Source organism: Streptomyces capitiformicae (assembly GCF_002214185.1).
GTDB classification, from domain to species: Bacteria; Actinomycetota; Actinomycetes; order Streptomycetales; family Streptomycetaceae; genus Streptomyces; species Streptomyces capitiformicae.
Window position 1 is genome coordinate 5,118,976 of record NZ_CP022161.1, and the last position, 26,452, is coordinate 5,145,427.

Below are 26,452 nucleotides of genomic sequence, written 5' to 3' on the forward strand. Positions count from 1 at the left end.
CGCGGGCCTCGGCGGTGGCGACCTGGGCCGGGGTGGGTGGCGTCGCCCTGGCTGACCTGGCTGCTGCCGCTCGGAGCCCGGCCGGACCCCGGGGCGGCGGCCTGGCGGAAGGCCGACTGGATCGGTCAGCTGCTGTTCGTCACCGGCATCGGGGCGATGGCCTACGCCCTCATCGAGGCTGGCGACCGGGGCTGGGGATCGGCGCTGGTTCTCGGGCCGCTCGGCGGCTCGGTGCTGGTGCTCGCCACGGACCAGTTCTGGCACGGCGACGCGCTGGCCCGGGTGGGCGCGGGCATCACCATCGAGGACGTCGCGCGGCAGGACGAGCCGGAGCCGGTACGCGAGGCCGTGGCCGCTCTGCTCGGCGAGTCGGCCTATAAGAAGGCGGCGGGAGAGCTGCGCGAGGAGATCGCCGTGATGCCCGCGCCGTCCCAGGTCGTCGCCGACCTGGAGGAGCTGGTCGCAGCTGGCTGAGAACGTGGTGACCGACAGCGGGTGATCTCCCCGAGCCGGCACCCGGCTCATGGCGCGGAGTCACTGCCTCGGACGGGTCTCGGGGCGCCGAGTCCGGCCCCGGACCCGGCTCGGCGCGGGTAGCCAGAGCCTCGGCCGGGGACGGACCGCGGTCCCGGTGCCGAGACACCGGCCCTGGGCTCACGGGTCTTCCGCGGCCGACGAGTCCAGGGTTTCCAGGGCGGATTCGAGTAGAGCCTTCCGCTTCTTCTCCGGGTCGCCCTCGATCGCCGGCAGGAAGAAGGCGCCGAAGTGCACGCTCGCGAGGGCGTTATCTCCCAGGGCCTCGGCGGAGCCGTCGACGAGCATCGCAACCAACTGCTCGTCACTCGCCCCACGGCCGCCGCGGGCTCGCCGCCCGGTATCTGCTCGATGGTCTGTCGCTCATCTGGCGTCTCCTTGATCATCGGATCCGCCGATCATTGAACACTCCCCACCTCCGGCCGCGCTCCTCGGTGATACCGGTGGCGATCACCACGGCGGGGGGAGACGATCTGGTGCTCCACCCTGGCCTTGCAGTAGGTCGCGTCCAGATAGACGTACGGGTAGCGGACGTGGTCCAGGGGCCGGGCACGGAACGCGGTCAGCCGGCCGTCCAGGTCCTGGCAGATCCGCGAGACCTCGCTCTTGGATATTCCGGTGTCCGCGCCGAGGATTCATCCACGAGTGGGTGCGCTCTACGACCCAGCGTTTCCCGGCTTGGATCGGGGCGGGCACGCCCTTGCGTGCGATCTGCGGTGAAACCCAACTCGGCTATCAGCAAACGGGACTTGGCGCTGTCGTAGCCGCGGTCGAGGTTGACGTTGCCGGTCTCCGGCATCGCGCCGACCTGTGCCTGCGCCGCGTCCAGGGTGGGGCCGAGCAGGGGTGAATCGTGCCGGTTGGCCCCGTCGGAGACGATCCCGAGCGGGACACCGCAGGCATCGGACGCGACGGAGCGTTTCAGCCCCTGCTTGCCCCGGTCTACCGGGGAGCGCCCGGCCTTGTCACCGCCGGGCGGGGCCTTGGTGATGCAGCCGTCGACCGAGATCTCGCCGAGGTCGAGGCCGATCATGCGGTCGAGAAACAGGCCGTCTCCGCGCGTCCCTCCGCGCGGCTCTTCGCAACCTGGCTGGAAAGCGAAACGACGAGGGCCCGAGGTAGGCGTCTGACGGTGGGCTCCTTCCGCCCGGAGCCGTTCCGGGCGCAAGGAACCCACCGCGGTACACGTCCCCTTCGGTGGCCTTGTCCGTCCCAAGCCGGGCCCGCTCCGGGAGCGCTGCAGCCGCCCCAGCGCGGCCTCCCTGCATCAGCGCCGTGCGTGCGCCCCCCGCGTGCTCACGGTCACCGTTGTCGCCCGCGTGGTGATCGCGTCGACCAGCGCGGCCTGCTGGAGCGAGAGGTCGGCGTAGGTGTCGCGCCCCGTTCCGTACCGCGCGGCGGCGGCGAACGCCCGTACCGCGTTGGCGAACTGGTGGTCCGGTTCGAGGTGGAGCTCCCGGCTTCCGTCCGGCCGTTCGATCCGCACCACGGGACGGTGGTCGGCGGGCGGGGTGAAGGCCCGGTCCAGGGTCAGCCGTCCCGTGGTGCCGTGCAGCTCGTACGCGCAGACGTAGGCGTGTTCCATGCCGAAGGCGATCCTGGCCGCCACCCCCTCGCAGGTGTGCAGCAGTGCGTGTCCGGACAGCACGGCACCACTGCGGGCGTCCCGGCGCAGTACGGCGCCCGCCACCTCCAGATCGGGGCCCAGGAAGGAGAGGGCCGCGCGCACAGGGTGGACTCCGACGTCCAGGAGCGCGCCGCCGCCGGTCGCCGGGTCGTAGCGGATGTCGTCCGCGGGCCGCGGCGGGATGGTGAACGTGGCGGAGAAGGCGCGGAGTTCACCGATCTCGCCGCTCTCCAGCAAAGCCCTGACCCGCGCGTGCTGGGAGTGGTGCGTGAACATGAAGTTCTCGAAGAGCACCAGCTTCTGGGCGCGGGCCCACTCGACGAGCGCGGCCGTCTGCGCGTGGCTCGCGGTCAGCGGCTTCTCCACCAGCACGTGCCGCCCCGATGCGAGCGCCCGGTCCACCCACTCGGCGTGCAGCATCGCGGGCAGCGGGATGTACACGGCGTCGATGTCGGTCCGGGCGAGGAGCCGTTCGTAGCCGTGGACGGGTGCGCAGCCGAAACTCTCGGCGAAGCTCGCCGCCTTGGCGGCGGTCCTGCTCGCCACGGCCACCACCGTGATGTCCTCGTCGGCCACCAGAGCCGGCACCATGTGCCGCTGGGCGATGTCGGCACAGCCCAGTACACCGAGGCGCAGGGGGCCCGGATTCCTCATTGTCGTCACTCCGGAAGTCACTGCGTGGAGGGAAGTCGTGGACGGGCCTGGCGGATCACCGGTCACAGGGTGTGCAGACAGGCGATGAGGCTGCGCAGCTCCACGTTGAGGTAGTTGCTGTGCCGCAGCAGGTCGGCGAGCTGTGCCAGCGTCACCCACATGAAGTCCGTGGGCGGGTCGAGCAGTTCACCGTCGATCGCCTCGACGACGCGGTAGCGGTTGACGGCGTGGTGGAACCGGCCGCCCTCCTCCGAGTGCACGGCGTCGAAACGGGTCAGCACCTTACCGGGGACGAGTTGCTCCAGCTCGGGCGGACGGCCCGCCTCGGGCAGGCCGGCGTAGTTGGCCGGGAGGTGCTGCACGGTCGGGCCGAGTTCGGCCACGTTGAGCGTGCCCGCCTGCGCCCGACAGCGCACCAGGGCGTGCAGTACGTCACCGAGGCGCCGTACCGCGAGGGTGATCGTGCCCTGTCCCGTCGGGGCGAGCAGGGGCTGTGCCCAGCTCGCGACTTCACGCCGGCCGGCCTGCACCTCGACCCCGATGATCCTGAAGTACTTGCCGTCCGGGCGGGCGATCTCGTCCTCGGACACCTGCCAGCCGTCGTCACGGACCCGGTCGAGCGGCACCCGCCGTCGTACGAGCCGGTGGCGCGTACGCGCGTCGGTGAGCCGGCTGAGCACCTCGCCCGACGTGAGCACCGGCCGCCCCACGCCGGCGAACGACGCGCGCACCGCCGCGCCGAAGTCGTCGTCCGGAGACGGCCTGCCCTCGCGTGCGCGGGCGACGAGGGCGGGCGGCAGACAGGACAGGACCGTCCGTGAGTCCATGTTGACGAGGTTGTCCCAGCGCAGCAGCTCGCCGATCTCGTCCAGTGTGAGCCAGCGGAAGTCGTCCTCCACCGGGATCTCGTCGAAGACCTGGACGATGATGTTGCGATTCCGTTTGCCCAGGAACCAACTCCCCTGTTCCGACTGCAGGGAGTCCGCCACGACTCGCCCATGCCCCGCCTCCGTGAAGTACTCGACGTACTTCACCGCCCGGCCACCGTGCACACCGGTGAAGTTGCTCCTGGTGGCCTGGACCGTCGGCGACAGTTGCAGACCGCCCATGTTGCCCGGCTCGACCTTCGCCTGCATCAGGCAGTGCAGGGTGCCGCCCACCTCCTTCACCAGCAGGCCGAGCACACCCATTTCGGGCTGCACGATGACGGGCTGGGTCCACTGCGGGTTCCACTCCCCGTCGGTCTGCACCTGGAGGCCCTCGACGGAGTAGAACCTGCCGCTCGTATGGCAGAGGTTGCCCGTGCCGGGCTCGCCCAGCCACCCGGTCATCCCGTGCAGCGGGACGCGGCCGATGTCCATGTGGTTGACACGGGCACGTTCGCCGAACCACCGCTGGAATCCGGCCAGTCGGTCCTCCCCGGCAGGCAGCGTCGTACTGGGCCCCACCGTCGTACTGGGCCGCACCGTCGCATCGGGCCACTCCCGGACGACCGGGGGCCATTCACTGCTGGGCATAAAAGGCATCTCCCCGGATCTGGTCGGTTCGGTGGCGAACGTAACCGGTCTCCGGGGCCCGTGACGGCCGGGCCGCCCGGTCTTAGATCTTCTTCTAATCGCGGCGTGCACAGGCGTCCGTCTATGGCCTGTGCCCGCGTACGAGCTGTTCACTCGGCACCGTCACAAGTGCCGTCGCGGTCCCGGGAAGGAGGGCTCGTGGACATCATCGGACGGGGATTCCTGGCCGGTTCCCTCACAGCGCTGGCAGCCTCGCACCCCCGGGTCACCGTGCTGGCCGCAGGGGTGTCGACCACCGCCGTGGACACCGCGGCGGCGTTCCGGCAGGAGCGGGATCTGGTCATGGCCACCGCCGAGTCGTGCCGCCGCTCGGGACGCCTGCTCGTCTTCCTGTCCACCGCGTCGCACGCGCTGTACGGCGCGACGACGACACCGGCGGACGAGTCCGTTCCGCTCGCCCCGGACACCGCGTACGGCCGGCACAAGCTGTCGCTGGAGGAGTCGGTACGGGCGTCCGGCGCCCCCTGGCTGATCCTCCGGCTGAGTCACGTGGTCGGCCGGGGCCAGCGTCCGCACCAACTGCTGCCGACGCTGGTCCGGCAGGTCGCCGCAGGCACGGTGACCGTGTACCGGGGCGCACACCGCGACCTGGTGGACGTCCGTGACGTGGTCAGGGCGGTGGACGGGCTTCTCGCGCGGGGTGTGCGGGACGAAACGGTGAACATCGCGTCGGGCACGCCGTACGCGATCGAGGACATCGTCGCGGGCGTGGAGCGAAGGCTGGGTACGCGAGCCGTGCGGCAGATGGTCGACGGCTACGCGGTGCGGTCGCTGGTGTCCGTCGAGCGCCTGCGGCTGCTGGTCCCGGACGCGTGCCCACCAGGCGGCCTGCCCTATCTCGACGGGCTCCTCGACCGCTATGTCCACGCCGAGGACACGGCCCTTCTCCGGGAATGAGACTCCCCGCGCCGCCCTTTCACCGATTCACCCGGTTCACCTGGTTCACCTGGTTCACCTTCCACGAATACGCGCGACGTGACAGGAGGCATGCGTGGAATGCCGAATGCTGGGCCCTGTGGAGTTTCTCTCGCAAGGGCGCGATGTCATGCCGACGGCACCCAAGGCACGACAGGTCGTCGCACTTCTCATGCTGCGGTACGACACCGTCGTGCAGGCATCCGAGCTGATCGACGAACTGTGGCAGGAAAATCCACCGCCGAGCGCCGTCACCACCGTGCAGACATATATCTACCGGCTCCGGAAAATTCTCGCGGAGCAGGGCGAGGACGCACTGGTGCGCACTCTGCCGGGCGGCTACAGCCTGCTCGTGCCACCGGACCACGTCGATGTCCACCGCTTCGAACGGGAGGCCGCCGACGGCCAGGAACTTCTCCGCCGAGGCGACACGACGGCAGCCGCCCGGACGCTGGGCCTCGCCCTCTCCCTGTGGCGGGGCCCGGCACTCGGGGGCGTCACCGTCGGCGGACGTCTGCAGTCGTACGTCACCCGGCTCGAAGAGCTGCGCTTTCGCATCCTCGAACTACGGATCGAGGCAGACCTGGAGCTGGGTCGGCACCGGGAACTCGTCAGCGAACTCAAGTCCCTCGTCCTGGCCCACCCTCACCACGAGCATCTGCACGCCCTGCTGATGCTCGCCCTGCACCGCTCGGGCAGACGCTACGAGGCACTTGAGCTGTACCGGAGCCTGCGGCGCACCATGCTCGACGACCTCGGCCTCGAACCGGGCCGGGACCTGACACTCCTGCACCAGACCCTGCTGTCCGACCCCGACCAGGGTCCACCCGGTCCCACCCGGACCCTGGGCCGTGTGATCGTCTCGTCCGGCAGGACAACAGGGAACACCCCTGAAACCTTCGCCGTACCGACACCTGTGCCTGTGCCTGTGCCCGCTCCGGCTCCGGCTCCGGCTCCGGGCGCACTGTCCGTACCCGCACCCGCGCAGGTTCCCGCCGGCGCGACCGTTCTCGCGCTCGCCGCTCCCCCGGGGCCCTCGGCCCTCTCCCCGTGTGCGGCCGGAGACACGGACGGAGCCCTCGCGATGTCGATGCGCAGGCCGGTACCGGCACAGATGCCGACTCCCGCGCCGACGGCACCGGCCGCGCCCGCCACCCCCTCCGTGCCCTCCCTCAGGTCCGCGCCCCCGCTCAGGTCCGCGGACACGGAGGGCCCGAGCCAGGCACCGGCCGGCACCCCGACCAACCCGTTCGCCGTCCCTGCCCAACTGCCGTACGACCTCGTGGACTTCGTCGGACGCGAGGCCGCGCTCGACGAGTTGACGGGCGCGTTGTCGGGAGTCTCCCCGGGCCGGGCGACCACGGGGCCCGCAGTCGGCGTGGTGACGGGGCCGCCCGGCATCGGCAAGAGCGTCCTGGCCGTCCACGCGGCACACCTGCTGCGCACCCGCTTTCCGGACCGGCAGCTCTACGCGGACCTGCGCGGCTCCTCGGGCCACCCCCGTGCCCCGTTCGGGGTGCTGGACGAGTTCCTGCGCGCTCTGGGAGTACCCCCCGTCCGAATACCGCCGGGCGCCGCGGAACGGCAGGCCCTGTTCCGCGAACTCACCGCCGGGCGCGGCGTACTGGTCGTACTCGACGACGCCGCCTCGGCGGAACAGGTACGCCCCCTGCTGCCCGGCGGTCCGCGCTGCGCCGTGCTGGTCACCGGCCGCCGCCGGATGCCCCGGCCGACGGCGACCGCGCACGTCGTCGAGCTCGGCCCGCCCGGTCAGTGCGAGGGCGGGCAGTTGCTGGCCGGCGCGGTCGGCGGGCAGCGCACGGCCCGGGAGCACGAGGCCGCGGACACGATCGTGACGCTGCTGGGGCGGCATCCGCTGGCCCTGCGCGCCGTGGGTGGCCGCCTTGCGGCCCTGCCCGGCTGCTCTCTGCGCGACATGGCCGAACTGCTGGACACCACCCCGCGCATCCTGGACGAGGTCCGTTGCGGGGACCTCGACCTACGGCCTCGGTTCGACGTGAGTTACCGGAACCTGAGCCGCACCGAGCAGGCCGTGTTCCGGCTGCTCGGCATGCGCGGCAACGTCCCGTTCACCGCCGCGCAGGCAGCCGGGGTGCTGGGCTGGCGGGTCCCCGACATGGAACGCGTCCTGGAGACCCTGGTCGACCACCATTTGCTGAATTCGGACCGCGCGCCGGACGGGACAGCCCGTTACGGCTACGCCCCGCTCGTCCTCGCCTACGCGGCGGAGCTCCTGGAATCGACCCTCGCTGAGGCGGACCAGTCGGCGCCCGTTCCCGGAACTCCGCAACGGAATCTCGACACCACCTCAACGCCGCCTCAATGTAATCAATCAAATCTTGTGACGCGCACATTCCAGTAAATAGCATTTCGCAGCATGAAGGGAATAATCCTTGCCGGTGGCACCGGCAGCAGACTGCAACCGATAACGCTCGGCGTTTCCAAGCAACTGCTCCCCGTGGGTGACAAACCCATGATCTACTATCCGCTTTCGGTACTCATGCTCGCCGACATCAGAGATATTCTGATCATCACCACGCCGCCTGATCTTCCGTTGTTCCACCGCCTTCTCGGGGACGGAAGCCAGCTCGGCCTCCGTATCGAATACGCGGTACAGGCCGAGCCCCGCGGTATCGCGGAGGCATTCGTCATCGGCTCGGACCATATCGGGGACGATTCGGTGGCGCTGGTGCTCGGCGACAACATCTTCCACGGCAACTCCTTCTCCACCCTGCTCCTGCGAGAGCGGGAGAACGTGTCGGGGTGCGTGCTGTTCGGCTACGCCGTCCACGATGCCGAGCGCTACGGCGTCGTCGAGACCGACGCTGCCGGGCGGATCGTCTCCCTTGAGGAGAAGCCCCTGAAGCCGCGGTCCAACCGAGTGGTCACCGGCCTGTACTTCTACGACAGCGACGTCGTGGAACTCGCCTCCGGACTGCGGCCCTCGCCCCGTGGCGAGCTGGAGATCACCGACCTGAACCTCGCCTACATGGAGCGCGGACGAGCGAGACTCGTGGACCTCGGGCGCGGCTTCGCCTGGCTGGACACGGGGACGCCCGAATCACTCCTTCAAGCGGCGCTGTACGTGCGGACGCTGGAGGAACGGCAGGGGGTGCGGATCGCCTGCCTGGAGGAGATCGCACTGCGCAGGGGCTTCATCAGCGCCGAGGAGTGCTACCAGTTGGGAGCACGGCTGAGCAACTCCGGCTACGGCCGCTACGTGATGGCCGTCGCGGGGGAAGTGGCCGCCCCGGTCCACCTGTGACCCCGGGGCGGCCCACGATCATGAGTTGCCGACGGCTGCGGGGAAGCGCAGCACACCACGGGTGAGGGGCGACCTGAGACGGCGCAGTACCTCGCCCGTACGGCTGATCTGCGGGACTGCGGTCACGATGGCCCGCAGTCCCGCCTCCGCCTGCAGCCGGACCAGCGGACCGACAAGGCCGGTCCAGACGCCCTCGGCGTGCACGAAGTGGCGGGCGCGGGTCGCCCTTCGAAGGTCGAAGCGATCGGGAGCCTCGTGAACCGAGGGGTCACGCTGGGCCGCTTCGATCAGTACCACCACTTCCTCGCCCACGGCGATCGTGTTGCCGGCGAGCTCGAACTCCTCACGCGCGTACAGCCGGTGAAGCCGGACCGGCGGCGCGTATCGAAGTGTCTCGTCGATCGCCGCGGGCACGAGACCCGGATCCGCGCGGAGCAGTTCCCACTGGTCGGGATGGTCCAGCAGCGCGTCAACCGCGTTGCAGAGCAGATCGACGGCCAGCTCGGTGCCGCCCGTCGCGAGCAGCGCGCTCACCGTGTGGACGTCCACATCGAGGGGTGACCCGTGAGCTGTCGCAGTGCCCAGCAGTCGCGCGACGACACTGTCGTCTCCTGTTGCCACGCCGCCGTCGCCGGCCGCACCGATCACCTCGGTGAGCAGCCCGGCCAGCTCGGGCATCGTGGTCGTCAGCCGTCGGGCCGTGTCCGGACCGGGCGGGCACAGCGTCGCGTCCAGCGCGCCCACGGCCTGCTCACCCAGGAGCGCGAATCGGGCACCGTGCCGCGACTGCGGCTCCATGCCGAGCAGCAGCCCGGTGAACGCCACCACAGCCGGCCGGACGAGATCGGCCATCAGGTCGAACCGCTCCCCCAGGCCGTCGATACGGTCGAGGAAGATCCGGGCGGCAGCCGCCCGCCACCGCTCCGAAGCCGCGGTGTCCGCGATCGCGGATGCCGCCCAGCCCCGCAGCCGCTCGTACTCGTGCCGGTCCAGCTCGGTCGACAGCCCTGCGAGGGGCAGCACGTCCCGCAGCCCGGGTACCACCCACGGGGCGGGCTGCCCCACGTCGAGCGGCACCCAGCCCGCACTGGGGCTCGGGGTCAGCCGGGGATCGTCCAGGACCGCCGAGACCTGCTCGTGGTCGGCCGTCACCCAGGCTTGGGCACTGCTCCAGAAGAGGGCACCCCGCTCGCGGGCCGCGTGCCCGACGGCGCGCGGGTCGTCGTCGGACGCCCGCAGCACGAGCGCGTACGGATCGCCCTTGGTTCCCATGATCCATTGGGCACCCCGCAGAGTCAGCAGGACGTGCCCCAGTTCGTTCTCGCTCAGAGTCGCCACCATGCCCCGGACGCTAGGTGAGGCTGATCTCAGACTCCTCGACACCGCCTGTACCGAACCGGCACAGCGCCCGGAGCCGTCGAGCGGGACGCGAGTGATCCACGAGCGGGCCACCAGGAATCCTCCAGCGACATTCCAGGGACATTCCAGACGGGCGCAGGGGACCGTCGAGCCGTACGGGAGTTCAGAAGGCGTCGGCCGGTCCTCGAAGTCCGCCTGCCACGCTCGCAGACATGAATATCTTGGTCACCGGCGCGGCCGGGTTCATCGGTTCGGCGTACGTCAGGATGCTGCTCGACGCCCACTCCCCGCCGCACGTCACCGTGCTGGACAAGCTCACGTACGCGGGCTCGCTCGCCAACCTCGACCTGGGCCGTCCCGGCCTGAGGTTCGTCCAGGGCGACATCTGCGACACCGCCCTGGTGGATCGGCTGATGGCCGAGGCCGACCAGGTGGTGCACTTCGCCGCCGAGTCGCACGTGGACCGGTCGATCACGGGCCCGGAGGATTTCGTACGGACCAACGTGCTGGGGACGCACGTACTCCTGGACGCCGCTCTGCGGCACGGCGTCGGACCCTTCGTGCACGTGTCGACGGACGAGGTGTACGGCTCCATAGCCTCGGGCTCGTGGACCGAGGACCACCCGCTCGCCCCCAACTCCCCCTACTCCGCCGCCAAGGCCTCCTCCGACCTGCTCGCCCTGGCCTGTCACCGCACCCACGGCCTGGACGTGCGCGTCACCCGGTGTTCGAACAACTACGGGCCGCGCCAGTTCCCGGAGAAGATCATCCCGCTGTTCGTCACCAACCTCCTGGACGGCGAGCCGGTCCCGCTGTACGGCGAGGGCACGAACGTACGGGAATGGGTCCATGTCGAGGACCACTGCCATGGAGTGGAGGCGGTACGCGCCCACGGCCGCGCCGGGGAGATCTATCACCTGGGAGGCGGCACCGAACTGACCAACCGCGAGCTGACCGGGCTGCTCCTGGATGCCTGCGGGGCCGACTGGAGCAGTGTGCGCCGGGTTCCCGACCGCAAGGGTCACGACCTGCGCTACTCACTCGACGACGGCAAGGCCCGCCGGGAACTCGGCTACCGCCCCCGGCACGACTTCGCCGCGGGTCTGGCGGCCACAGTCTCCTGGTACCGCGACCACCGTGCCTGGTGGGAACCCCTCAAACGCGGAACGCGCCCGCTGTCGGTCGGCTGACAGCGGGCGCGGCCCGTCCGGGCCCTGGCGTTCTCCGGCTACGCCGGTCGCCGGTGCGCGGCGGTCAGTCGCTCCAGTTCCGGGATGAGGTCGGTCGGCGCGGGCGTTGCACGGATCTCCGCGCCCAGCGCCGCCGCCTTCTCCGCGTACGCCGAATCGTCCAGCACCCGCGCCACGGCGTCCCGGATCTTCTCGGGAGCCGCGTCCGCCGGCAGGGTCAGGCCCGCTCCGGCCTCGTCGATCAGCTCAGCTCTGGGAACGCCGTCCCACACATCGCTGGCCACGAGTACCTGCGGTACGCCATGCACCAGAGCGTTCTGCCAGGTGCCGTAGCCGCCGTGGTGAACGATGGCCGAGCAGCTCGGCAGCAGCTCGTTCAGCGGCACGAAGTCGACGGCCCGCACGTTGTCGGGCAGGGTGCCGACAGCGGCCAGCTGCTCGGGCGACAGCGTCGCCACGACTTCGGCGTCCAGTTCCGCGAGCGCTTCGAGCAGGGTCGAGGCCGATGCCTGGCCTCCGCCCTGCACATCGCGGAAGGAGAGCCCGAGGGTCAGGCAGACCCGCCGCCGCTTCGGCGGTTCGCGCAGCCAGTCAGGCACAACGGACGGTCCGTTGTACGGGATGTGCCGGACCGGGACATACGGGTGGTCCACGGCCAGGCGCATCGAGGAGGGCGTGGGGTCGATGGTCCACTGCCCGACCACCAGTTCCTCGGAGAACTCGCCCCCGTAGCCGGCGCTCGCCCGGGTGAGCCACTCGGCGAGCGGGTCCTCCCGCAGCTCGGGGTCGCGGCGGTCGACCTCGGCCAGGTAGCTCTCCCGCATCCGGCCCACGAGGTCCAGGCCGTACAGCAGCCGGGCGTGTGCCGCGCCGCATGCCTGGGCCGCCACGGCGGCGCCCATCATGACCGTGTCCCAGATGACCAGGTCGGGCTGCCAGCGCCGGCCCAGGTCCACCAGGTCGTCGATCGTCCGCTCGGCGGAGAAGTTCTGGAACACGGTCGAGGTCATCACCGTGAACACGCCGTGGGTGAAGTCGTAGGTGAGTTTCTCGGGGCGCAGTTCCTGGAACCGCATCAGGTCCTGCGGGTTGGGCGGGTCGGCGAGCCGCGCGGCGGCTGCCTCGTACTGCTGGCGGGCGACCTCCATCCCCGCCTCCGCCGCGAGCGGCGGCCCCACCGGCACCGCGGTGAGGCCGGTCGCGGCGATGTCGTCCACGAGATCCGGTTGGCTGGCGACACAGACCTCGTGCCCGGCGGCACGCAGGGCCCACGCCAGCGGGGCCTGAACGAAGAAGTGTGTCTTGACAGCCAGTGTCACGAAGAGTACGCGCATGGCCAAAACGCTAGAGGCGCGACCTCAATGCCTCCTCGACGATCGTTGGTCGGCCTTCGTCGGACGAACGCGAGGGATACGGGGACGGGGGGATGCGGGGATGCCCCGGCACGGGTGTCGAGGAGCCCACGACTCCTCCCCCCGATGCTCCTGGTCGATCGACTAGAGCTGCCGGGCCTTCCTGGTCAGCGGCCGGACACGCGTGCTGGTCTGGAGTTCCCCCGATCGATCGATACGAGCGTGGGGACCCGCTTCGACTGCGAGCCGGCCGTGACTGAGCAGCCGAACGCCGAACGGGGCCCGGGCATCCGGCACACCGTCGCCCAGGGGATCATCACCACGGACCACTCCGGCGTCACCGAAGGCCGCATCAGCTCGATCAGGAACCTCCGTCACGCCCCTTGGCTCATCCACGCTCAGGCTTCATCCACCAGATCGAGGTCCCCACGACTCGCATGCGCAGCAACCTCCGGAACAGGCCACCTGCGGTCAGGCACGTACCCCACACCCCGCCACCACGCCTCGACAGGCAGCACCCCAGCGGGCTCGAACGGCTGCCCCGGAACAGGTAGAGCAACCGCCTGCCCCACCCCATCAGCAGCAGCCTTGGTCCACTCACCAGGCTCAGCCCATGGATGGCCCGCCAAGATGAAAGTCCCCCAGTGGATCGGCAGCAGCACCCCACTCACTTCCCCTTGCTGCAGATCAAGATGCGACTGAACCCCCTGAACAGGACTCATGTGAATGTCCGGCCACGCACCCGGCAGCGGCATGGAATCCGTGTGGTTCTTGGGCCAGAACTCGCTGTAGGCGCCGATCTGAATCATGGTGATGTCGAACGGCCCGTGCTCCGCGCCGATGTCCTTGAAGCCCTTGAAGTACCCGGTGTCCCCGCTGTGATAGATCCGGTGCTCGTCACCGGCGACGGCCCAGGAGGCCCACAGCGTGTGCTGGGTGTTGCGCAGTCCCCGGCCGCAGAAGTGGCGGGCAGGGGTGGCGGTCAGGGTGAGACCGCCGACCTTCGTCGCCTCGTGCCAGTCCAGCTCGCGGATCCGTCCCTCGGAGACACCCCAGTGCTCCAGATGGGCGCCGACGCCGAGCGGCACCGCGAAGACCGTGTCCGTGCCGGCCAGCTCCTTGATCGTGGGCATGTCCAGGTGGTCGTAGTGGTCGTGCGAGATGACGACGACATCGACCGGCCCGAGCGCTGCCAGCGGCAGGGGCACGGGGTGCAGCCGCTTGGGCCCGGCGAAGGCGAACGGGGAACACCGCTCACCCCAGACGGGGTCGAACAGCACCCGATGCCCGTCGATCTCCGCGAGCACACTCGAGTGACCCATCCAAGTGATCCGCAAGCCGCTCACAGGCGGCTTGGCAAGGTCGGCGACGGTCGTGGAGTGCACCGGAATCAAACCGGCCGGGGCGCGCCGAAGGCGCTCCTCCTTGCGGAACTGGCTCTTCGCCATCTCCAGCGCGACACCGCCGGAGGGACGGACCCGGGCGCCCTCGGGATTCACGAAGGCACCGCCCGCGAAATGCGGGGATCTACGGATCCGCTCCAGCCGAGCACCGCTGGGGTCCGCGCCGAAGGCGGCTGGCTGCACGGCACGCAGCCCCGAGCTCAGGGAACGGGAACCGGACACGGCACCTCCTGATGATTCGCTGAGGCATTCCATTATGGTCCGCCCTTCCGACAGCGCCGGGCCAACCCGTCACTACTCACTGCCATACTGACCAACGATTCAGTAGCCCCCGCTGTTCCCCCGTGTTCCCCCGTGTTCCCCCCTGTCCCCACCAGGCCGCCCCTTCCCCGGCCACGCCCGAGGAGCTCTCGATGTCCTCCCCGTCCGCCCCCTTCCTGTCGCTCACCTGGACCGACCACGTCACAGGACAGCGGGGCTTTCTCGTCGTGGACCTGCTCGTACGCGGCGTCTCCAGCGGCGGCCTCCGAATGCGCCCGGGCTGCACCCTCGACGAGGTCACCGGCCTGGCCCGCGGTATGACCATGAAGGAGGCGCTCCACTACCACCCCGACCACCGCTACATCCCCCTCGGCGGCGCCAAGGGCGGCATCGACTGCGACCCCCGGGCCCCGGAAGCGTACGGCGTCCTCGTCCGCTACATGCGCGCGATGCGCCCGTACATCGAGACCTTCTGGACGACCGGGGAGGACCTGGGCCTCACCCAGGACCTGGTGGACCGAGCGGCCGCCGAGGCCGGCCTCGTCTCGACGATCCAGGCTGTCTATCCCCTCCTCGACGACGAGACGACGGCCCGCCGACGCCTGACGGACGCCTTCGCGGTCGAGGTCGACGGCATCGGCCTCGACGAGCTGGTCGGAGGCTGCGGCGTCGCCGAATCCGTACTCACCGCTCTGGACCGAGCCGGTATGCCACGCGCCGGAACCCGCGTCGCTGTGCAGGGCCTCGGAACCATGGGCGGAGCCACCGCCCGCTTCCTGTCCCGGGCGGGCCTCACGATCGTCGCCGTCGCCGACATCAAGGGCACCGTCACCAACCCCGACGGCCTGGACATCGAGACCCTGCTGGCCGCCCGCGACGCCTACGGCACGGTGGACCGCGCCGCCCTGCGCCCGGACGACCACGAAAGCGCGGGGGACGCCTGGCTCGCCGCCGAGGCCGACGTACTGGTACCGGCGGCCGTGTCGTACGCGATCACCCCGGACAACCAGCACCGGATCACCGCCCGACTGATCGCCGAGGCGGCCAACATGCCCGTCCTCCCGGAGGCAGAGAACCTGCTCGCCGCCCGCGGGGTGACGATCCTGCCGGACGTCGTGGTCAACTCCGCCACGAACGCCTGGTGGTGGTGGACCCTCTTCGGCGACATCGCCCCCACCGCGGACGAGGCCTTCGCCCACATCCGCCACGCCATGCGCACCCTCGTCGACCAGATCCTCTCCCGCGCCGAGACCGACGCCACGACCCCTCGGGCAGCCGCCCACGCCGTCGTCGCCGACCGGTTGCCGGTGATCGCGGCGCGGTTCGGCTGGTATCGGTGAGCGTCTCTGATCAGCCAAGTGATCCACAGGTTGCGGGATCGGTTGGACCGGTTCCAGGTCCCGCGGCGTTCACACACCGACGCAATAGGGTTGACCGCGTGACCAGGGTGCGGTTGAGCGTGGCCGAGCGGCGTGAAGAACTGCTCCGGGCCGCCATGGAACAGATCGAGGCGCGCGGCGTCGCGGCGGTACGCATCGCCGACGTGGCCGCCTCGCTCGGAGTGAGCAACGCCTTGGTGCTCTACCACTTCTGCACCAAGGAAAAGCTGGTGGCCGAGGCCTTCCGCTACGCGGCCGAGGACGACCTGGCCCACCTGCGCAAACTACTGAGCCGCCGCACGACCGCCCTCCGCCGCCTCCGCGCAGCCATCCGCTGGTACGCCCCGACCGGCCAGGCCAAGGGCTGGCGCCTCTGGATAGAGGGCTGGGCCGTATCCCTGCGCGACCCCGCTCTGCGAGAGGTCACCCGCGACCTGGACACCCAGTGGAAGGCCGCGCTCACCGAGCTCATCGAAGCCGGCACAGCAGCCGGCGAATTCCACTGCCCCGACCCACCCGCGACGGCCCTACGCCTCACCGCCTTCCTCGACGGCCTGGCCGTACAAATGACCACCCACGACGGAATCTCCCGCACCCGCGCCCAGGACTGGACCGACGAGGCCCTGTCCCGCGAACTGAACCTGGACCGCGAGCCCTGATACCCCGCCCCCTCCACAACGGCGGGCCGGCCACGCGACAACGGAAGGGCCCGTGCCGGTGCGTCACGCCCGTCGCGTAGAGCGGCCCCGAGAGCCTCAGCCCGTGAACCCCGGGCCGTAGGGCACCAAGCGACGGGCGGACACACCGGCACGGGCCTGCCCCCCAACGCACCGAGCACAAACCGCCCCAACCACCGGAGACCCCCGCACCAAGCAACCGACGGACGCACCAGCACCGCCCCAACCCCCAACGCACCCCACACAGCCCGGCCAACCACCGGAGACCCCCCACACCGAGCAACCGTCGGACGCACCAGCACCGCCCCGCCCCACAGCCCGACGCACCCCCGCACGCCCCCGCCCAACCGCCGGAGGCACGAGGCAGGCCTCAGGCCACCGACCCGATCCGCATCTTGATGTCGTACGGCGACAGATGCCCCTTCGCCGACACATGGTCGCCGGAGGACTCCCCCCGCAGCCGCCGCCCGATCCACGGCACCAGATGGTCCCGCGCCCACTGGATGTTGTCGCGACGCACCTCGAACGTCCCCCGCGGCGGCAACGGAGGCCACGGCTGCTCAGGATCAGCCGGCACCTCGACACCCAGCACCTGCCCGGCCCGCAGCGCGACCCGCGTATGTCCTTCGGGCGAAAGATGCAACCGGTCGTCGTCCCAGGCCCGCCGATCCTGCACCGTCTTGAGCGACCACAGGTCCAGCACTGGGCAGCCGTACCGGTCCGCGATGGCCCGCACATGCCCGTTGTACGTGGCGATCTTGCCCCGCAGATGCCTCAGCACAGGCACATCACGCGTATCGAAACCGGTGGTCACCATCACGGTCCCGATCGCCGACGTGAGCGTGGCAACCGCCCGCTCGAACCGCTCGGCGACCTCGTCGGGATCGGTGCCGGGCCGGATGATGTCATTGCCACCCGCGCAGAAGGAGATCAGATCGGGCGCGAGCTCCAGGGCCCGCGGCACCTGGTCCTCCACGATCTGGTCGAGAAGTTTCCCGCGCACGGCGAGGTTGGTGTAATCGAAGTCGCCCTCGGGCACCCGGTCCGCGAGAAGTACCGCGAACCGATCGGCCCAACCGACGAACGCCCCGTCGGGCCCGGGATCGCCGACGCCCTCGGTGAAGCTGTCCCCCACCGCAACGTACGACCCGATCACGTCTTTGCTGTCACTCTTCGAATCGTCTGCCACGTCGGCCCATGATTCACCTTCCGATGTGACCTACGCGACCGTAATAAGGGGTTGACGGCCGGTGAGATAGACCACGCGATCCGCCACAGCCCCCATCCTCAGACCCGCCACACCCGAAACCCCTCGATCCGAAAGTGACTCCACACGGTCCGAAAGGCGAAGTGCCCACCGGTGTACGGCTCGGCGTCCACGTAGTCGAAGACAAGCCGCCCGTTGTTCCACCACCGCACCCCTGAAACACCGAAGGCCGGACCCACCCAAGAGGAGGGTCCGGCCTTCGGACACTCACATCCGGCACGTCAGATGCTGACGCCCTTCTGCCGCAGGTAGGCCAGCGGATCGATGTCCGACCCGTAGTTCGGAGTCGTACGGATCTCGAAGTGCAAGTGCGGCCCGGTGACGTTGCCGGTCGCCCCGGAGAGGCCGATCTCCTGCCCGCCGCTCACGGACTGGCCCGCGGAGACGGAGATCGAGGAGAGGTGGGCGTACTGCGCGTAGTACCCGTCGGCGAGCTTGATGACGACCTGGTTGCCGTACGCGCCACCCCAGCCGGCCGAGACGACGGTGCCCGCACCCACGGCCTTGAGGCTCGTGCCGGTCGGCGCCGCGAAGTCGACACCGGTGTGGTAACCGCTGGACCACATGCTGCCCGCGGTCTTGTACGCGGTGCCGACAGAGGCCCCCTGAATGGGCAGACTGAACCCGGAGCCGCTGGTTTCGGCGGCCTGGCTGGTCGACGTGGTGGAGGTCGACTCCTTGGTCTCCTTCGTCGAGGACTGGGAGGCCTTGGACGACTTAGAGGACTCGGAGGACTTCGAGGACGGTGCCTTCGTCGGCGACGGGGAGGTGTCGGTCGACGCGGCCGCACCACCGATCGTGAGCTTGAGCCCCGGATGGATGAGCGACGGGTTCGAGCCGATCGCGGACCGGTTGTCGGCGTAGAGCTGCTTCCAGCCCCCGTCGACATCCTGCTCTTCCGCGATCTTCGAGAGGTAGTCGCCGACCTTCACCAAGTAGGTCTTCGTCGCCGCCTTCTTGGTGTCGGCGGTCTTCTCCGCCTGCGCGGCCTTCTCGGCCTGCTCAAGCCTCACACCCTGCACCACGACCGACTTTTCGGCGGCCGAGGCCTTTTCGGAAACGCCGGAAACGGCGACCGTCGGGGTCGCGGCATAGGCGCCGGCGGCCCCTATCAAAGGCAGTGCGAGCGCCGCGCCACCGGTTCCGGCGGCGGCGATAGAGCGGGTGAAACGCTGGGACTTCGGGCGGCGGTGCTTACCCTTCGCGGGCATGGGCGTTTTCCTCTCCGGCGCCTGCGAGGTGAGCTGTCGGGTGCGGACTGGAGATGCCCGGCCGTGCTTGCGCACGGCTTAACCCCTAGCCGTTCCGGAGACTGGAACAGGCGGTACTACCTGTGGGTCCCCCGCTCCTGCCGTGGATCGGGTCGGTACGCGGCTCCGGTCGGCGGCAGGATTGGGCGTCCGTCCGGATTGGGGCCGAACGTAAGCGACTTGTGCCCACAGAGACAACTATTGGGTTTTCCTGTGCGTCTCTCTAGATGATCCTTACACCAAAACGCGATTACATTCCGTAAATGAGCGATCTTCAGCCCATTCCAACGACCCTGAAAACACGCCCGAATTACGTGAACATGACGGCAACAGTCCGTCACGAATATGACGCTGCTCACGCACCTACGGGCCAGTAGACTTTATTCCAGGGCCAGTTGGAATTACGGCTACATTTCGGACACTTCACTCAAGTGCGACGCAGCCGGACAACTGCCGCATCAAAGTCGCCACGCAACCCCGTACGCAACCCGTGGTGCAACAACACCGCACCTCGATGCAGCTCGCCCGTTTCACGGCATTCGTACGTTTCTTCCGGGTCGAGGCCGCGCAACCGAACCGGCGCGAGCGGCTCGCCGTAGTGCTGGGCCTGGAGCCAGGCGAGGACGACGACCTCATCACCATGGACGTACTGCACGGCACTGAGCCCACCCGCCGGAGCCCGCAGCCGGTAGAGGTCACCGCGCTGCACGACCGGCCGGATCTCCTTGTACAGCTCCACCCAGCGCCGAGCCTCGTCCAACTCCTCCTCGCTCCACTCGACGAGGTCGCCGCCGACGCCGAGCACACCCGCCATGGCGCTGACGAAGCGGAACCGCAGCGAGCTGACCCGTCCGTTGAGCTGGCTGTTCGGGCTGTCGGTGACCCAGGCGGCCATGGCCCGGGCCGGATGGATCTGACTGAACCCGTGCTGGATGGCGAGCCGGTCGAGCGGGTCGGTGTTGTCGGAGGTCCACACCTGGTCCGTCCGCGCCATCACACCGAGGTCGATCCGGCCACCACCACCGGAGCACGACTCGAAAGCGACGCCCGGATGCGCGGCCCGCAGCCGGTCCAGCAGGGCATAGAAGGCGTGGACGTGCTCGACCCAGAGCTTCTGCGGGTACGGCTCGCCGGGCCATCCGGCGTCCGTGAAGCAGCGGTTGAAGTCCCATTTGACGTAGTCGATGGGCGCACTGGAGAGGAGCCCGTCCAACCGCCCCCAGAGGTACTCCTGGACGTCCTCGCGAGCAAGGTTGAGAACGAGCTGATTGCGCAGTTCCGTCCGCTTTCGTCCCGGTTGGAACTGCACCCAGTCGGGATGAGCCAGGTACAGATCGCTGTCCGGGTTGATCATCTCGGGCTCCACCCAGATGCCGAACTGCATGCCGAGGGCGTGCACATAGTCGGCGAGCGGCTTCAGCCCCTTCGGGAAGCGGTCAGGGTTGGGCGTCCAGTCACCGAGCCCGGCCCGGTCGCTGGTCCGTGCCCCGAACCAACCGTCGTCGACCACGAACAGCTCGACCCCGATGGCCGCCGCCCGCCGCGCGAGCACCCCCTGCTGCTCCTCCGAGATGTCGAACTCGGTGGCCTCCCAGGAGTTGAAGAGCACCGGCCGGTCCTGGTCCGCGTCCGGGATGACGTACGCCCGCTGATAGGCGTGCCAGGCGCGGCTCGCCCCGCCGAAGCCGCCGTCGCTCCACAGCCCCGCGAAGACGGGCGCCGTGAACGTCTCGCCGCTCTCCAGCCGCAGCAGGCCCGACTCGTCGTACCCGGCACCACCGGTGATCTGCACGCGCGCGTCGGGGAGTTGGGCCACGGCGATCCGCCAGGAGCCCGACCAGCCGAGGGCGCAGCCGTAGACCTCGCCGCGCTCCTCGGTCGCGTCGGTGTCGAGGGCGACCCAGGGCAGATGCTGGTGCCCGGTGTGCCCGCGCCGGCTGCCCATGACCTTCTCCCCGTAGGTGAGGTCCCCGCGCACCAGCCGTGACTCGGCCGCCCACCGCCCGTGCAACTGGGAGAGTCGCCAGCCCTCCTCGCGCAGCGGTAGCGTCCAGGTCGCCGAGTCTGCCCGCAGCAGCTCCACCGCCGGGCCTTCGTTGTCGAGGGTCACCCAGCGCTCGATCACGTCGTCACGCATCCGGTAGTGCAGCGTGACCCCGAGACCGTCGTCGATGAACCGCAGCCGCAGCTCGTCACCCTCGGCCTCGTATGCCTGGAAGGTCCACTCGGTGCCACGCCGCTCCTCCGTGCGCACGGACAGCGCGGGCCGTACGAAACGGAGGCCGCCCTCGACGGGGTACTCCTCGTGCCCGTCGACCGGGGCCTCGAACGGCCAGTACGGCAACTGCTGCCGGGCGGCCAGCTCCTCGGCGTCGGCGAGGGCGATCCGCGGGCCCCAGTGCAGGTGCAGCAACTCGTCGGCCTCGGTGAGCCGCAAGGCATAGCTGCTCCTTGGCCCCGTGAGAAGCCAGGTTCGGCCGTCTGCGCCGATTTCCAACATCAAGACCCCACAGATTCGAACAGGTGCAATCGGGCGGCAACATCATCGCAGGCCCCGGCGGGCGGCCGACGCCGCCTGTGGACAACTGTCGGCGGGCGTGCCGCGGCGCCTGTGGACAACTCATGACCGTACGCGGCCATGTCGTATCGTCGAGTGCGCGCCTCGATGTCGAGGGCGTGCCCGTCGACGAGCGGCGCCGACGGCCGGAGGGGAGGAGCCCCAGTGACGCAGCAGATCCCGTCGACGGAGCCGGAGCTGACCGGTGTGCGCAACTTTCGCGACGTGGGCGGCCTGCCGACGGTGGACGGTCGTCGGGTGCGCCACGGAGTGCTGTTCCGCAGCGGCCATCTCGCGCACGCGACCGACGAGGACGCCGCGTTCCTGACCACCCTCGGCCTGCACACGATCTTCGACTTCCGCAACGCGGCAGACCAGAAGCTGGAGGGCCCGGACGTCGACCTGCCCGGCGTGCGGAATGTGAATCTGCCGCTCTCCGACCCGGCGGACGGCGCCGAGTTCTGGAAGATGGTCCGCGACGGCGATCTGGACCAGTTGCGTGAGCTGCTGGACGACGGCAAGGCAGCCGGCCGGATGATCGACTCCTACCGCAGGATCATCCAGCAGCGCACGGCCGAGCACTCCCATGTCCTGCACGCGCTGGCCGAGGACAGCGTGCCCGTGCTGATGCACTGCGCGGCGGGCAAGGACCGTGCGGGCCTGTCCATAGCCGTCACGCTCCTCGCCCTCGGTGTCGAGCGCGAAGCCGTCGTCGCCGACTACCTGGAGTCGAACGCGAAGCACCGCCGCTACAAGGTGCACCGCAGCAGCTCCGCCGCCAGCGCCTACTCCCCGGAGGTCATGGAGCTGCTGAGCCCCCTCTTCGACGCCCGCGTGGAGTATCTGCAAGCGGCCTTCGACACGCTCGAGGAGACCTGGGGCGACGTGGACACATACCTGGAGCAGGGCCTGAAGGTGACCCCGCAGACCCGGACCCGCCTGCGCGAGCGCCTGCTCGACTAGGGCCGGGTCCGCCGAGGGAGGGTCCGTTTCGCCTATTGCTTGGCGCCCACCTCGAACAGCAGATAGACGAAGGCCGCGAAGACATGGCCGACCGCGATGTAGATGATGAGCCGCACCCACAGGGCGCGGGGGAACTTCTCTTCCAGGTCGCTCATGGAGTCTCTCCGGGGGTGTTCGGCCCGAGGCACAACGTCGCGGTCGGGCTCTGCAGCAGGGTGTGGACGAAGAGGAGATCGGCGCCGTCGTGGTCGGCGGCGGCGATGCGGTGCGGGGTCAGCGAGTCGAAGTGCGCGCTGTCCCCGGGCGCGAGCAGATGCGCGGTGTCCCCGAGGCGCAGCCGCAGCCGCCCCTTCAGGACGTACAGCCACTCCTCACCGGGGTGCACCCGCACGATGTCGCCCTGCGAGCCGTACGGCACATGGACGCGCAGCGCCTGCATGCCCCGCCCGGGCGCGCCCGCCTGCCAGTACGTCCAGCCGCCGGCCTTGGTGGGCTCCATGTCGTCGGCGCGGAGTACGGCGTCTCGTTCGGCGACGGTCTCACCGAGCAGCTCGGAGACGGTCGTCCCGTAGATGCGGGCCAGCGCGAGGAGCATCGGCAGCGAGGGCTGGCGCTGTCCGGTCTCCAGCCGGGACAGATGCGCGGGCGACAGCCCGGCGGCCCGGGCCGCGGCCTCCAGGGTGAGGGAGGCCCGGCGACGCAGGGCGCGCAGCTGTGGGGCGACGGCGGGTAGTTCCCCGTCCGCCGAGGGCTCGGGAGGGTGGGTACCCTCGGAGGGGCTCATGCCCTCCATTCAGCCGGAGCCTTGCCTCTGCGGCAAATTTCTTGCCTCAGAGGCAAAGGCCCGTGGGCCGACCTCGCGGGCCGACCATGGGCGACCTCGTCTATCGGTTGGCCACCGCCTGTTTCACCAGCGTCCTGCCGAAGTCCCACATCAGCCCGCCCCCGCTGTGCGCGTCGTCCATCACCTCGGTGAAGGCCGCCACGAACCGGTCCGCCTCCGGCTCCTTGACGACCAGCGGCGGGATCAGCTTGATCACCTCCAGGTGGTCGCCGGAGACCTGGGTGAGGATGCGGTGCCGTTGGAGCAGCGGTACGACGACCATCTGCGCGAACAGCCCTTTGCGTGCCGCTTGGAGCATGGTCCAGCGGCTGCGCAGCTTCAGCGACTTGGGTCTGCCGAACTCGATGCCGATCATCAGGCCCCGGCCGCGTACGTCACTGAGCAGCTCGTACTTGTCGACCAGTGCCGTGAGCCGGCTCTTCAGCAGTTCACCGGTGGCCCGGGCATTGGCCACGATCTCCTCGTTCTCCAGCACGGAGAGGACGGCGAGGCCGGCCGCCATGGCCTGGGCGTTGGAGCCGAAGCTCGCCGAGTGGACGAGGACACGGTCCATCGACGAGTAGACCTTCTTGAAGATCCACTCCTTGCCGAGAGTCGCGCCGACCGGCACATAGCCACCGGAGAGAGCCTTGGCCACGCACACCAGGTCCGGCTCCACCCCCTCCTCGTGCTGGTAGGCGTAGAAGTCCCCGGTCCGCCCGAGCCCGGTCTGCACCTCGTCGACGATCAGCAACGCCTTGTGCGCGCGCAGCAACTCCTGGGCGGCACGCAGATATCCGGGCGGTGCCTCGTGAACTCCCTTGCCCTGGATGGGCTCGACGATCAGCGCGGCGACGTCGCCCTTCTTCAGCTCCCGGGCCAGGGCGTCGAGATCGCCGAGGGGGACGGCCGTGTCGGGCAGCAGCGGCGCGAATCCATCCCGGAAGCCGTCCTCGCCGTTGACGGACAGCGAGCCGGTGGTCAGCCCGTGGAAGGCGTGGTCGCAGTACAAGATCCGCGGTCTGCCGGTGGCGTACCGGGCGAACTTCAGCGCGGTCTCGACGGCCTCCGTACCGCTGTTGCCGAAGAACACCCGGTCCAGATGCGGGCTGTGGGCGAGCAGCCGCTCGGCGAGCAGCCCGGGCAGCGGCTGGCAGTCGAAGCGGGTCAGGTCGGCGAGCCCCGCGTCGAGGACGTCGTGCAGTGCCTTGCGGATCACGGGGTGGTGGCGGCCGAGGGCCATCACCCCGAACCCGGCGAGCATGTCGAGGTAGTCGTTGCCGTCGGCGTCCCAGAAGTACGCGCCCTCGGCCCGCTCGTAGACCTTGTCGAAGCCGATGGTGTGGAGCATGCGCGGAAGCTGGTGGTTCAGGTACCGGGCGTGCAGTTCGTAGCGTTCGGCGCCTCGCTCGGCGAGGAGTCTGCCGAGGTCGAACTCCTCGGTGTTGCCGGCGGCGCGTTCCTCGGTGGTCATCTACGGTTTCTCCTTGGGCGGTTCATCCTTGACGGCCAGGCAGGCGCTGATCCGCCCGGCGATCTCGACCGGCGTCAGGCCGATGTCCGCGAGCACCTCACCCCGCTTGGCGTGCGCCAGGAACTGCTCCGGAATCCCGAACCGCCGTACGGGTACGTCGACCTCGGCGTCCCCCAGCGCCAGCGCGACCGCGGAGCCGACCCCGGCCGCCCGGCTGTTGTCCTCCACGACGGCCACCAGCCGGTGTTCGTCGGCGAGCCACGGCAGCGCCGGGTCGACCGGCTTGACCCAGCGCGGGTCCACCACCGTGCAGCCGATGCCCCGCGCCTGAAGCAACTCGGCGGCCTCCAGACACACCGGCGCCATGACACCGACGGCGACGAGGAGCACCTCCGCCCGGTCGTCCCGGTGGAGAACATCCATGCCGCCCACCCGCTCCAGCGACGGAATCTCCGGCCCCACCGACTCCTTCGGGAACCGGATCAGCGTGGGCGCGTCGTCCACGGCGACCGCTTCCCGCAGCTGCGTCCGCAGCTGCTCGGCGTCGCGCGGCGCGGCGATCCGCAGTCCGGGCACGACCTGGAGGATCGACATGTCCCACATACCGTTGTGTGACGGCCCGTCGACTCCCGTCACCCCGGCCCGGTCCAGGACGAACGTCACTCCGCACCGATGGAGGGCCACGTCCATCAGCAGCTGGTCGAAGGCCCGGTTGAGGAAGGTCGCGTAGACGGCCACGACCGGGTGGAGCCCGCCGGTCGCGAGCCCGGCCGCCGACACGGCCGCGTGCTGCTCGGCGATCCCCACGTCCCACACCCGGTCCGGGAACTTCTCGACGAACCTGCCGAGCCCGACCGGGTGCAGCATGGCCGCCGTGATGGCCACGACGTCCTCGCGCTCGTCGGCGATCCGGACGATCTCGTCGCCGAAGACCGAGGTCCAGGACGGCCCGCCCGACGGAGCGAGCGACTCGCAGGTGAGCGGGTCCATCACGCCGACCGTGTGAAAGTGGTCCTCCTCGTGGGCGAGGGCGGGCTCGTACCCCCGGCCCTTCTCCGTCAGGCAGTGGACGAGGACCGGCCCGTGGAAGCGCTTTGCGCGGCGCAGCGCCGACTCGACGGCGTTGATGTCGTGCCCGTCGATCGGCCCGACGTACTTCAGCCCCAGGTCCTCGAACATGCCCTGCGGCGCGAAGGCGTCCTTGAAGCCCTTCTTCGCCCCGTGCAGCGCCTCGTAGATCTGGTTGCCGACGACCGGTGTGCGCAGCAGTACGTCCTTGCCCCAGGCCAGGAACTGTTCGTAGCCGTCCGTGGTCCGCAGGGTCGCGAGGTGGTTCGCGAGGCCGCCGATGGTCGGCGCGTACGAGCGCTCGTTGTCGTTGACGACGATGATCAGCGGCCGGTCCTTGGCGGCCGCGATGTTGTTCAGCGCCTCCCAGGCCATGCCGCCGGTCAGGGCGCCGTCCCCGATGACGGCGACGACGTGACCCCTCTCCCCCTGCACCTGACGTGCTTTGGCGAGGCCGTCCGCCCAGCCGAGGGCGGTGGAGGCATGGCTGTTCTCGACGATGTCGTGCTCGGACTCCTCGCGCGAGGGATAGCCGGACAGGCCGCCCTTGCCGCGCAACTTGGAGAAATCCTGACGTCCCGTCAGAAGTTTGTGTACGTAACTCTGGTGACCGGTGTCCCACACGATGCGGTCGACGGGTGACTCGAAGACCCGGTGGAGCGCGATGGAGAGTTCCACCACTCCCAGGTTGGGCCCCAGGTGACCACCGGTCCTGGCGACCGCGTGCACCAGGAACTCCCGGATCTCTTCGGCCAGTTCACCGAGTTCCGCCTCTGTCAGCGCCTTCAGGTCGCGCGGTTGCCGGATGCTCTCCAGAATCGTCACGTCGGGCCCCC

Annotated in this window: 21 protein-coding genes, 3 pseudogenes and 1 riboswitch; of the genes and pseudogenes, 8 read left to right on the forward strand and 16 right to left on the reverse strand. The window is 69.8% G+C overall.

Going from position 1 to position 26,452, the window contains the following annotated elements:
- The first annotated feature begins 36 nt into the window (after nt 1–36).
- The gene (locus CES90_RS49805; RefSeq protein ID WP_229914229.1) at nt 37–474 is read left to right on the forward strand and encodes a nucleotide disphospho-sugar-binding domain-containing protein; all 438 of its coding nucleotides are present in this window, start codon (nt 37–39) and stop codon (nt 472–474) included.
- Between the two features lie 180 nt (nt 475–654).
- Here CES90_RS49805 and CES90_RS22815 read toward each other — a convergent pair whose 3' ends face one another.
- From CES90_RS22815 to CES90_RS22835, 5 genes and pseudogenes are all read right to left on the reverse strand, one after another.
- Nucleotides 655–822, reverse strand: a complete 168-nt coding sequence (locus tag CES90_RS22815) for a hypothetical protein (protein ID WP_189786409.1) — start codon at nt 820–822, stop codon at nt 655–657.
- 130 nt (nt 823–952) lie between these two features.
- A pseudogene (locus tag CES90_RS22820) lies at nt 953–1,166 on the reverse strand (transposase); the annotation flags it as partial.
- 1 nt (nt 1,167) lies between these two features.
- Nucleotides 1,168–1,573: pseudogene (locus tag CES90_RS22825) on the reverse strand (transposase); the annotation flags it as partial.
- 228 nt (nt 1,574–1,801) lie between these two features.
- Nucleotides 1,802–2,815, reverse strand: coding sequence for a Gfo/Idh/MocA family protein (locus CES90_RS22830; protein ID WP_229914230.1), 1,014 nt, complete (start codon nt 2,813–2,815; stop codon nt 1,802–1,804).
- 62 nt (nt 2,816–2,877) lie between these two features.
- Nucleotides 2,878–4,332, reverse strand: coding sequence for an NDP-hexose 2,3-dehydratase family protein (locus tag CES90_RS22835; protein WP_189786411.1), 1,455 nt, complete (start codon nt 4,330–4,332; stop codon nt 2,878–2,880).
- Nucleotides 4,333–4,530: 198 nt separating this feature from the next.
- Between CES90_RS22835 and CES90_RS22840 the strand changes: the two genes are divergently transcribed.
- The 3 genes from CES90_RS22840 (at nt 4,531) to rfbA (ending at nt 8,593) form a co-directional block, all read left to right on the forward strand.
- On the forward strand, nt 4,531–5,289 hold the full coding sequence (locus CES90_RS22840; RefSeq protein ID WP_189786412.1) for an NAD-dependent epimerase/dehydratase family protein: 759 nt from the start codon (nt 4,531–4,533) through the stop codon (nt 5,287–5,289).
- Between the two features lie 148 nt (nt 5,290–5,437).
- Nucleotides 5,438–7,690, forward strand: a complete 2,253-nt coding sequence (locus CES90_RS51305; protein WP_208921441.1) for an AfsR/SARP family transcriptional regulator — start codon at nt 5,438–5,440, stop codon at nt 7,688–7,690.
- 15 nt (nt 7,691–7,705) lie between these two features.
- Nucleotides 7,706–8,593 carry a glucose-1-phosphate thymidylyltransferase RfbA gene (gene rfbA, locus CES90_RS22850; RefSeq protein ID WP_189786413.1) on the forward strand — a complete coding sequence of 296 codons (888 nt, stop codon included), beginning with the start codon at nt 7,706–7,708 and terminating at the stop codon, nt 8,591–8,593.
- An 18-nt stretch (nt 8,594–8,611) separates the two neighbouring features.
- Here rfbA and CES90_RS22855 read toward each other — a convergent pair whose 3' ends face one another.
- Complete coding sequence (locus tag CES90_RS22855) at nt 8,612–9,934, reverse strand: cytochrome P450 family protein (RefSeq protein ID WP_208921442.1); 1,323 nt, start codon at nt 9,932–9,934, stop codon at nt 8,612–8,614.
- 230 nt (nt 9,935–10,164) lie between these two features.
- Here CES90_RS22855 and rfbB point away from each other — a divergent pair, with 230 nt between their 5' ends.
- Complete coding sequence (rfbB, locus tag CES90_RS22860) at nt 10,165–11,142, forward strand: dTDP-glucose 4,6-dehydratase (RefSeq protein ID WP_189786415.1); 978 nt, start codon at nt 10,165–10,167, stop codon at nt 11,140–11,142.
- A gap of 38 nt (nt 11,143–11,180) precedes the next feature.
- Here rfbB and CES90_RS22865 read toward each other — a convergent pair whose 3' ends face one another.
- Both CES90_RS22865 and CES90_RS22870 read right to left on the reverse strand, forming a co-directional pair.
- The gene (locus CES90_RS22865) at nt 11,181–12,476 is read right to left on the reverse strand and encodes an activator-dependent family glycosyltransferase (protein ID WP_189786416.1); all 1,296 of its coding nucleotides are present in this window, start codon (nt 12,474–12,476) and stop codon (nt 11,181–11,183) included.
- Nucleotides 12,477–12,892: 416 nt separating this feature from the next.
- Nucleotides 12,893–14,119, reverse strand: coding sequence for an MBL fold metallo-hydrolase (locus CES90_RS22870; RefSeq protein WP_189786417.1), 1,227 nt, complete (start codon nt 14,117–14,119; stop codon nt 12,893–12,895).
- Nucleotides 14,120–14,310: 191 nt separating this feature from the next.
- On the opposite strand from CES90_RS22870, the gene CES90_RS22875 reads away from it, so the two are divergent.
- Both CES90_RS22875 and CES90_RS22880 read left to right on the forward strand, forming a co-directional pair.
- Nucleotides 14,311–15,498, forward strand: coding sequence for a glutamate dehydrogenase (locus CES90_RS22875; RefSeq protein WP_189786418.1), 1,188 nt, complete (start codon nt 14,311–14,313; stop codon nt 15,496–15,498).
- Nucleotides 15,499–15,596: 98 nt separating this feature from the next.
- On the forward strand, nt 15,597–16,196 hold the full coding sequence (locus CES90_RS22880) for a TetR/AcrR family transcriptional regulator (protein ID WP_189786419.1): 600 nt from the start codon (nt 15,597–15,599) through the stop codon (nt 16,194–16,196).
- Nucleotides 16,197–16,584: 388 nt separating this feature from the next.
- On the opposite strand, the gene CES90_RS22885 is transcribed toward CES90_RS22880, so the two are convergent.
- The 4 genes and pseudogenes from CES90_RS22885 to CES90_RS22895 all read right to left on the reverse strand — a co-directional run bounded on the left by CES90_RS22885 (nt 16,585) and on the right by CES90_RS22895 (nt 21,231).
- Complete coding sequence (locus tag CES90_RS22885; RefSeq protein ID WP_189786478.1) at nt 16,585–17,370, reverse strand: SGNH/GDSL hydrolase family protein; 786 nt, start codon at nt 17,368–17,370, stop codon at nt 16,585–16,587.
- 131 nt (nt 17,371–17,501) lie between these two features.
- Nucleotides 17,502–17,639 (reverse strand): annotated as a pseudogene (locus CES90_RS49820) (DUF6250 domain-containing protein); the annotation flags it as partial.
- Nucleotides 17,640–17,702: 63 nt separating this feature from the next.
- On the reverse strand, nt 17,703–18,692 hold the full coding sequence (locus CES90_RS22890; protein WP_189786420.1) for a M23 family metallopeptidase: 990 nt from the start codon (nt 18,690–18,692) through the stop codon (nt 17,703–17,705).
- A gap of 3 nt (nt 18,693–18,695) precedes the next feature.
- Nucleotides 18,696–18,856: riboswitch (cyclic di-AMP (ydaO/yuaA leader) on the reverse strand.
- 302 nt (nt 18,857–19,158) lie between these two features.
- Nucleotides 19,159–21,231: an alpha-galactosidase gene (locus CES90_RS22895; protein WP_189786421.1), complete on the reverse strand. Its 2,073-nt coding sequence runs from the start codon at nt 21,229–21,231 to the stop codon at nt 19,159–19,161.
- Between the two features lie 222 nt (nt 21,232–21,453).
- Here CES90_RS22895 and CES90_RS22900 point away from each other — a divergent pair, with 222 nt between their 5' ends.
- On the forward strand, nt 21,454–22,251 hold the full coding sequence (locus CES90_RS22900) for a tyrosine-protein phosphatase (protein WP_189786422.1): 798 nt from the start codon (nt 21,454–21,456) through the stop codon (nt 22,249–22,251).
- Between the two features lie 32 nt (nt 22,252–22,283).
- Here the strand turns inward: CES90_RS22900 and CES90_RS22905 are convergent, their stop codons facing one another.
- The 4 genes from CES90_RS22905 to dxs all read right to left on the reverse strand — a co-directional run bounded on the left by CES90_RS22905 (nt 22,284) and on the right by dxs (nt 26,441).
- On the reverse strand, nt 22,284–22,406 hold the full coding sequence (locus tag CES90_RS22905; protein ID WP_189786423.1) for a DUF6126 family protein: 123 nt from the start codon (nt 22,404–22,406) through the stop codon (nt 22,284–22,286).
- Nucleotides 22,403–23,035 carry a helix-turn-helix domain-containing protein gene (locus tag CES90_RS22910; RefSeq protein ID WP_189786424.1) on the reverse strand — a complete coding sequence of 211 codons (633 nt, stop codon included), beginning with the start codon at nt 23,033–23,035 and terminating at the stop codon, nt 22,403–22,405. The genes CES90_RS22905 and CES90_RS22910 overlap by 4 nt, the downstream gene beginning before the upstream one ends.
- Nucleotides 23,036–23,135: 100 nt before the next feature.
- On the reverse strand, nt 23,136–24,548 hold the full coding sequence (locus CES90_RS22915; protein ID WP_189786425.1) for an aspartate aminotransferase family protein: 1,413 nt from the start codon (nt 24,546–24,548) through the stop codon (nt 23,136–23,138).
- The gene (gene dxs / locus CES90_RS22920; RefSeq protein WP_189786426.1) at nt 24,549–26,441 is read right to left on the reverse strand and encodes a 1-deoxy-D-xylulose-5-phosphate synthase; all 1,893 of its coding nucleotides are present in this window, start codon (nt 26,439–26,441) and stop codon (nt 24,549–24,551) included.
- Nucleotides 26,442–26,452: the final 11 nt, after the last annotated feature.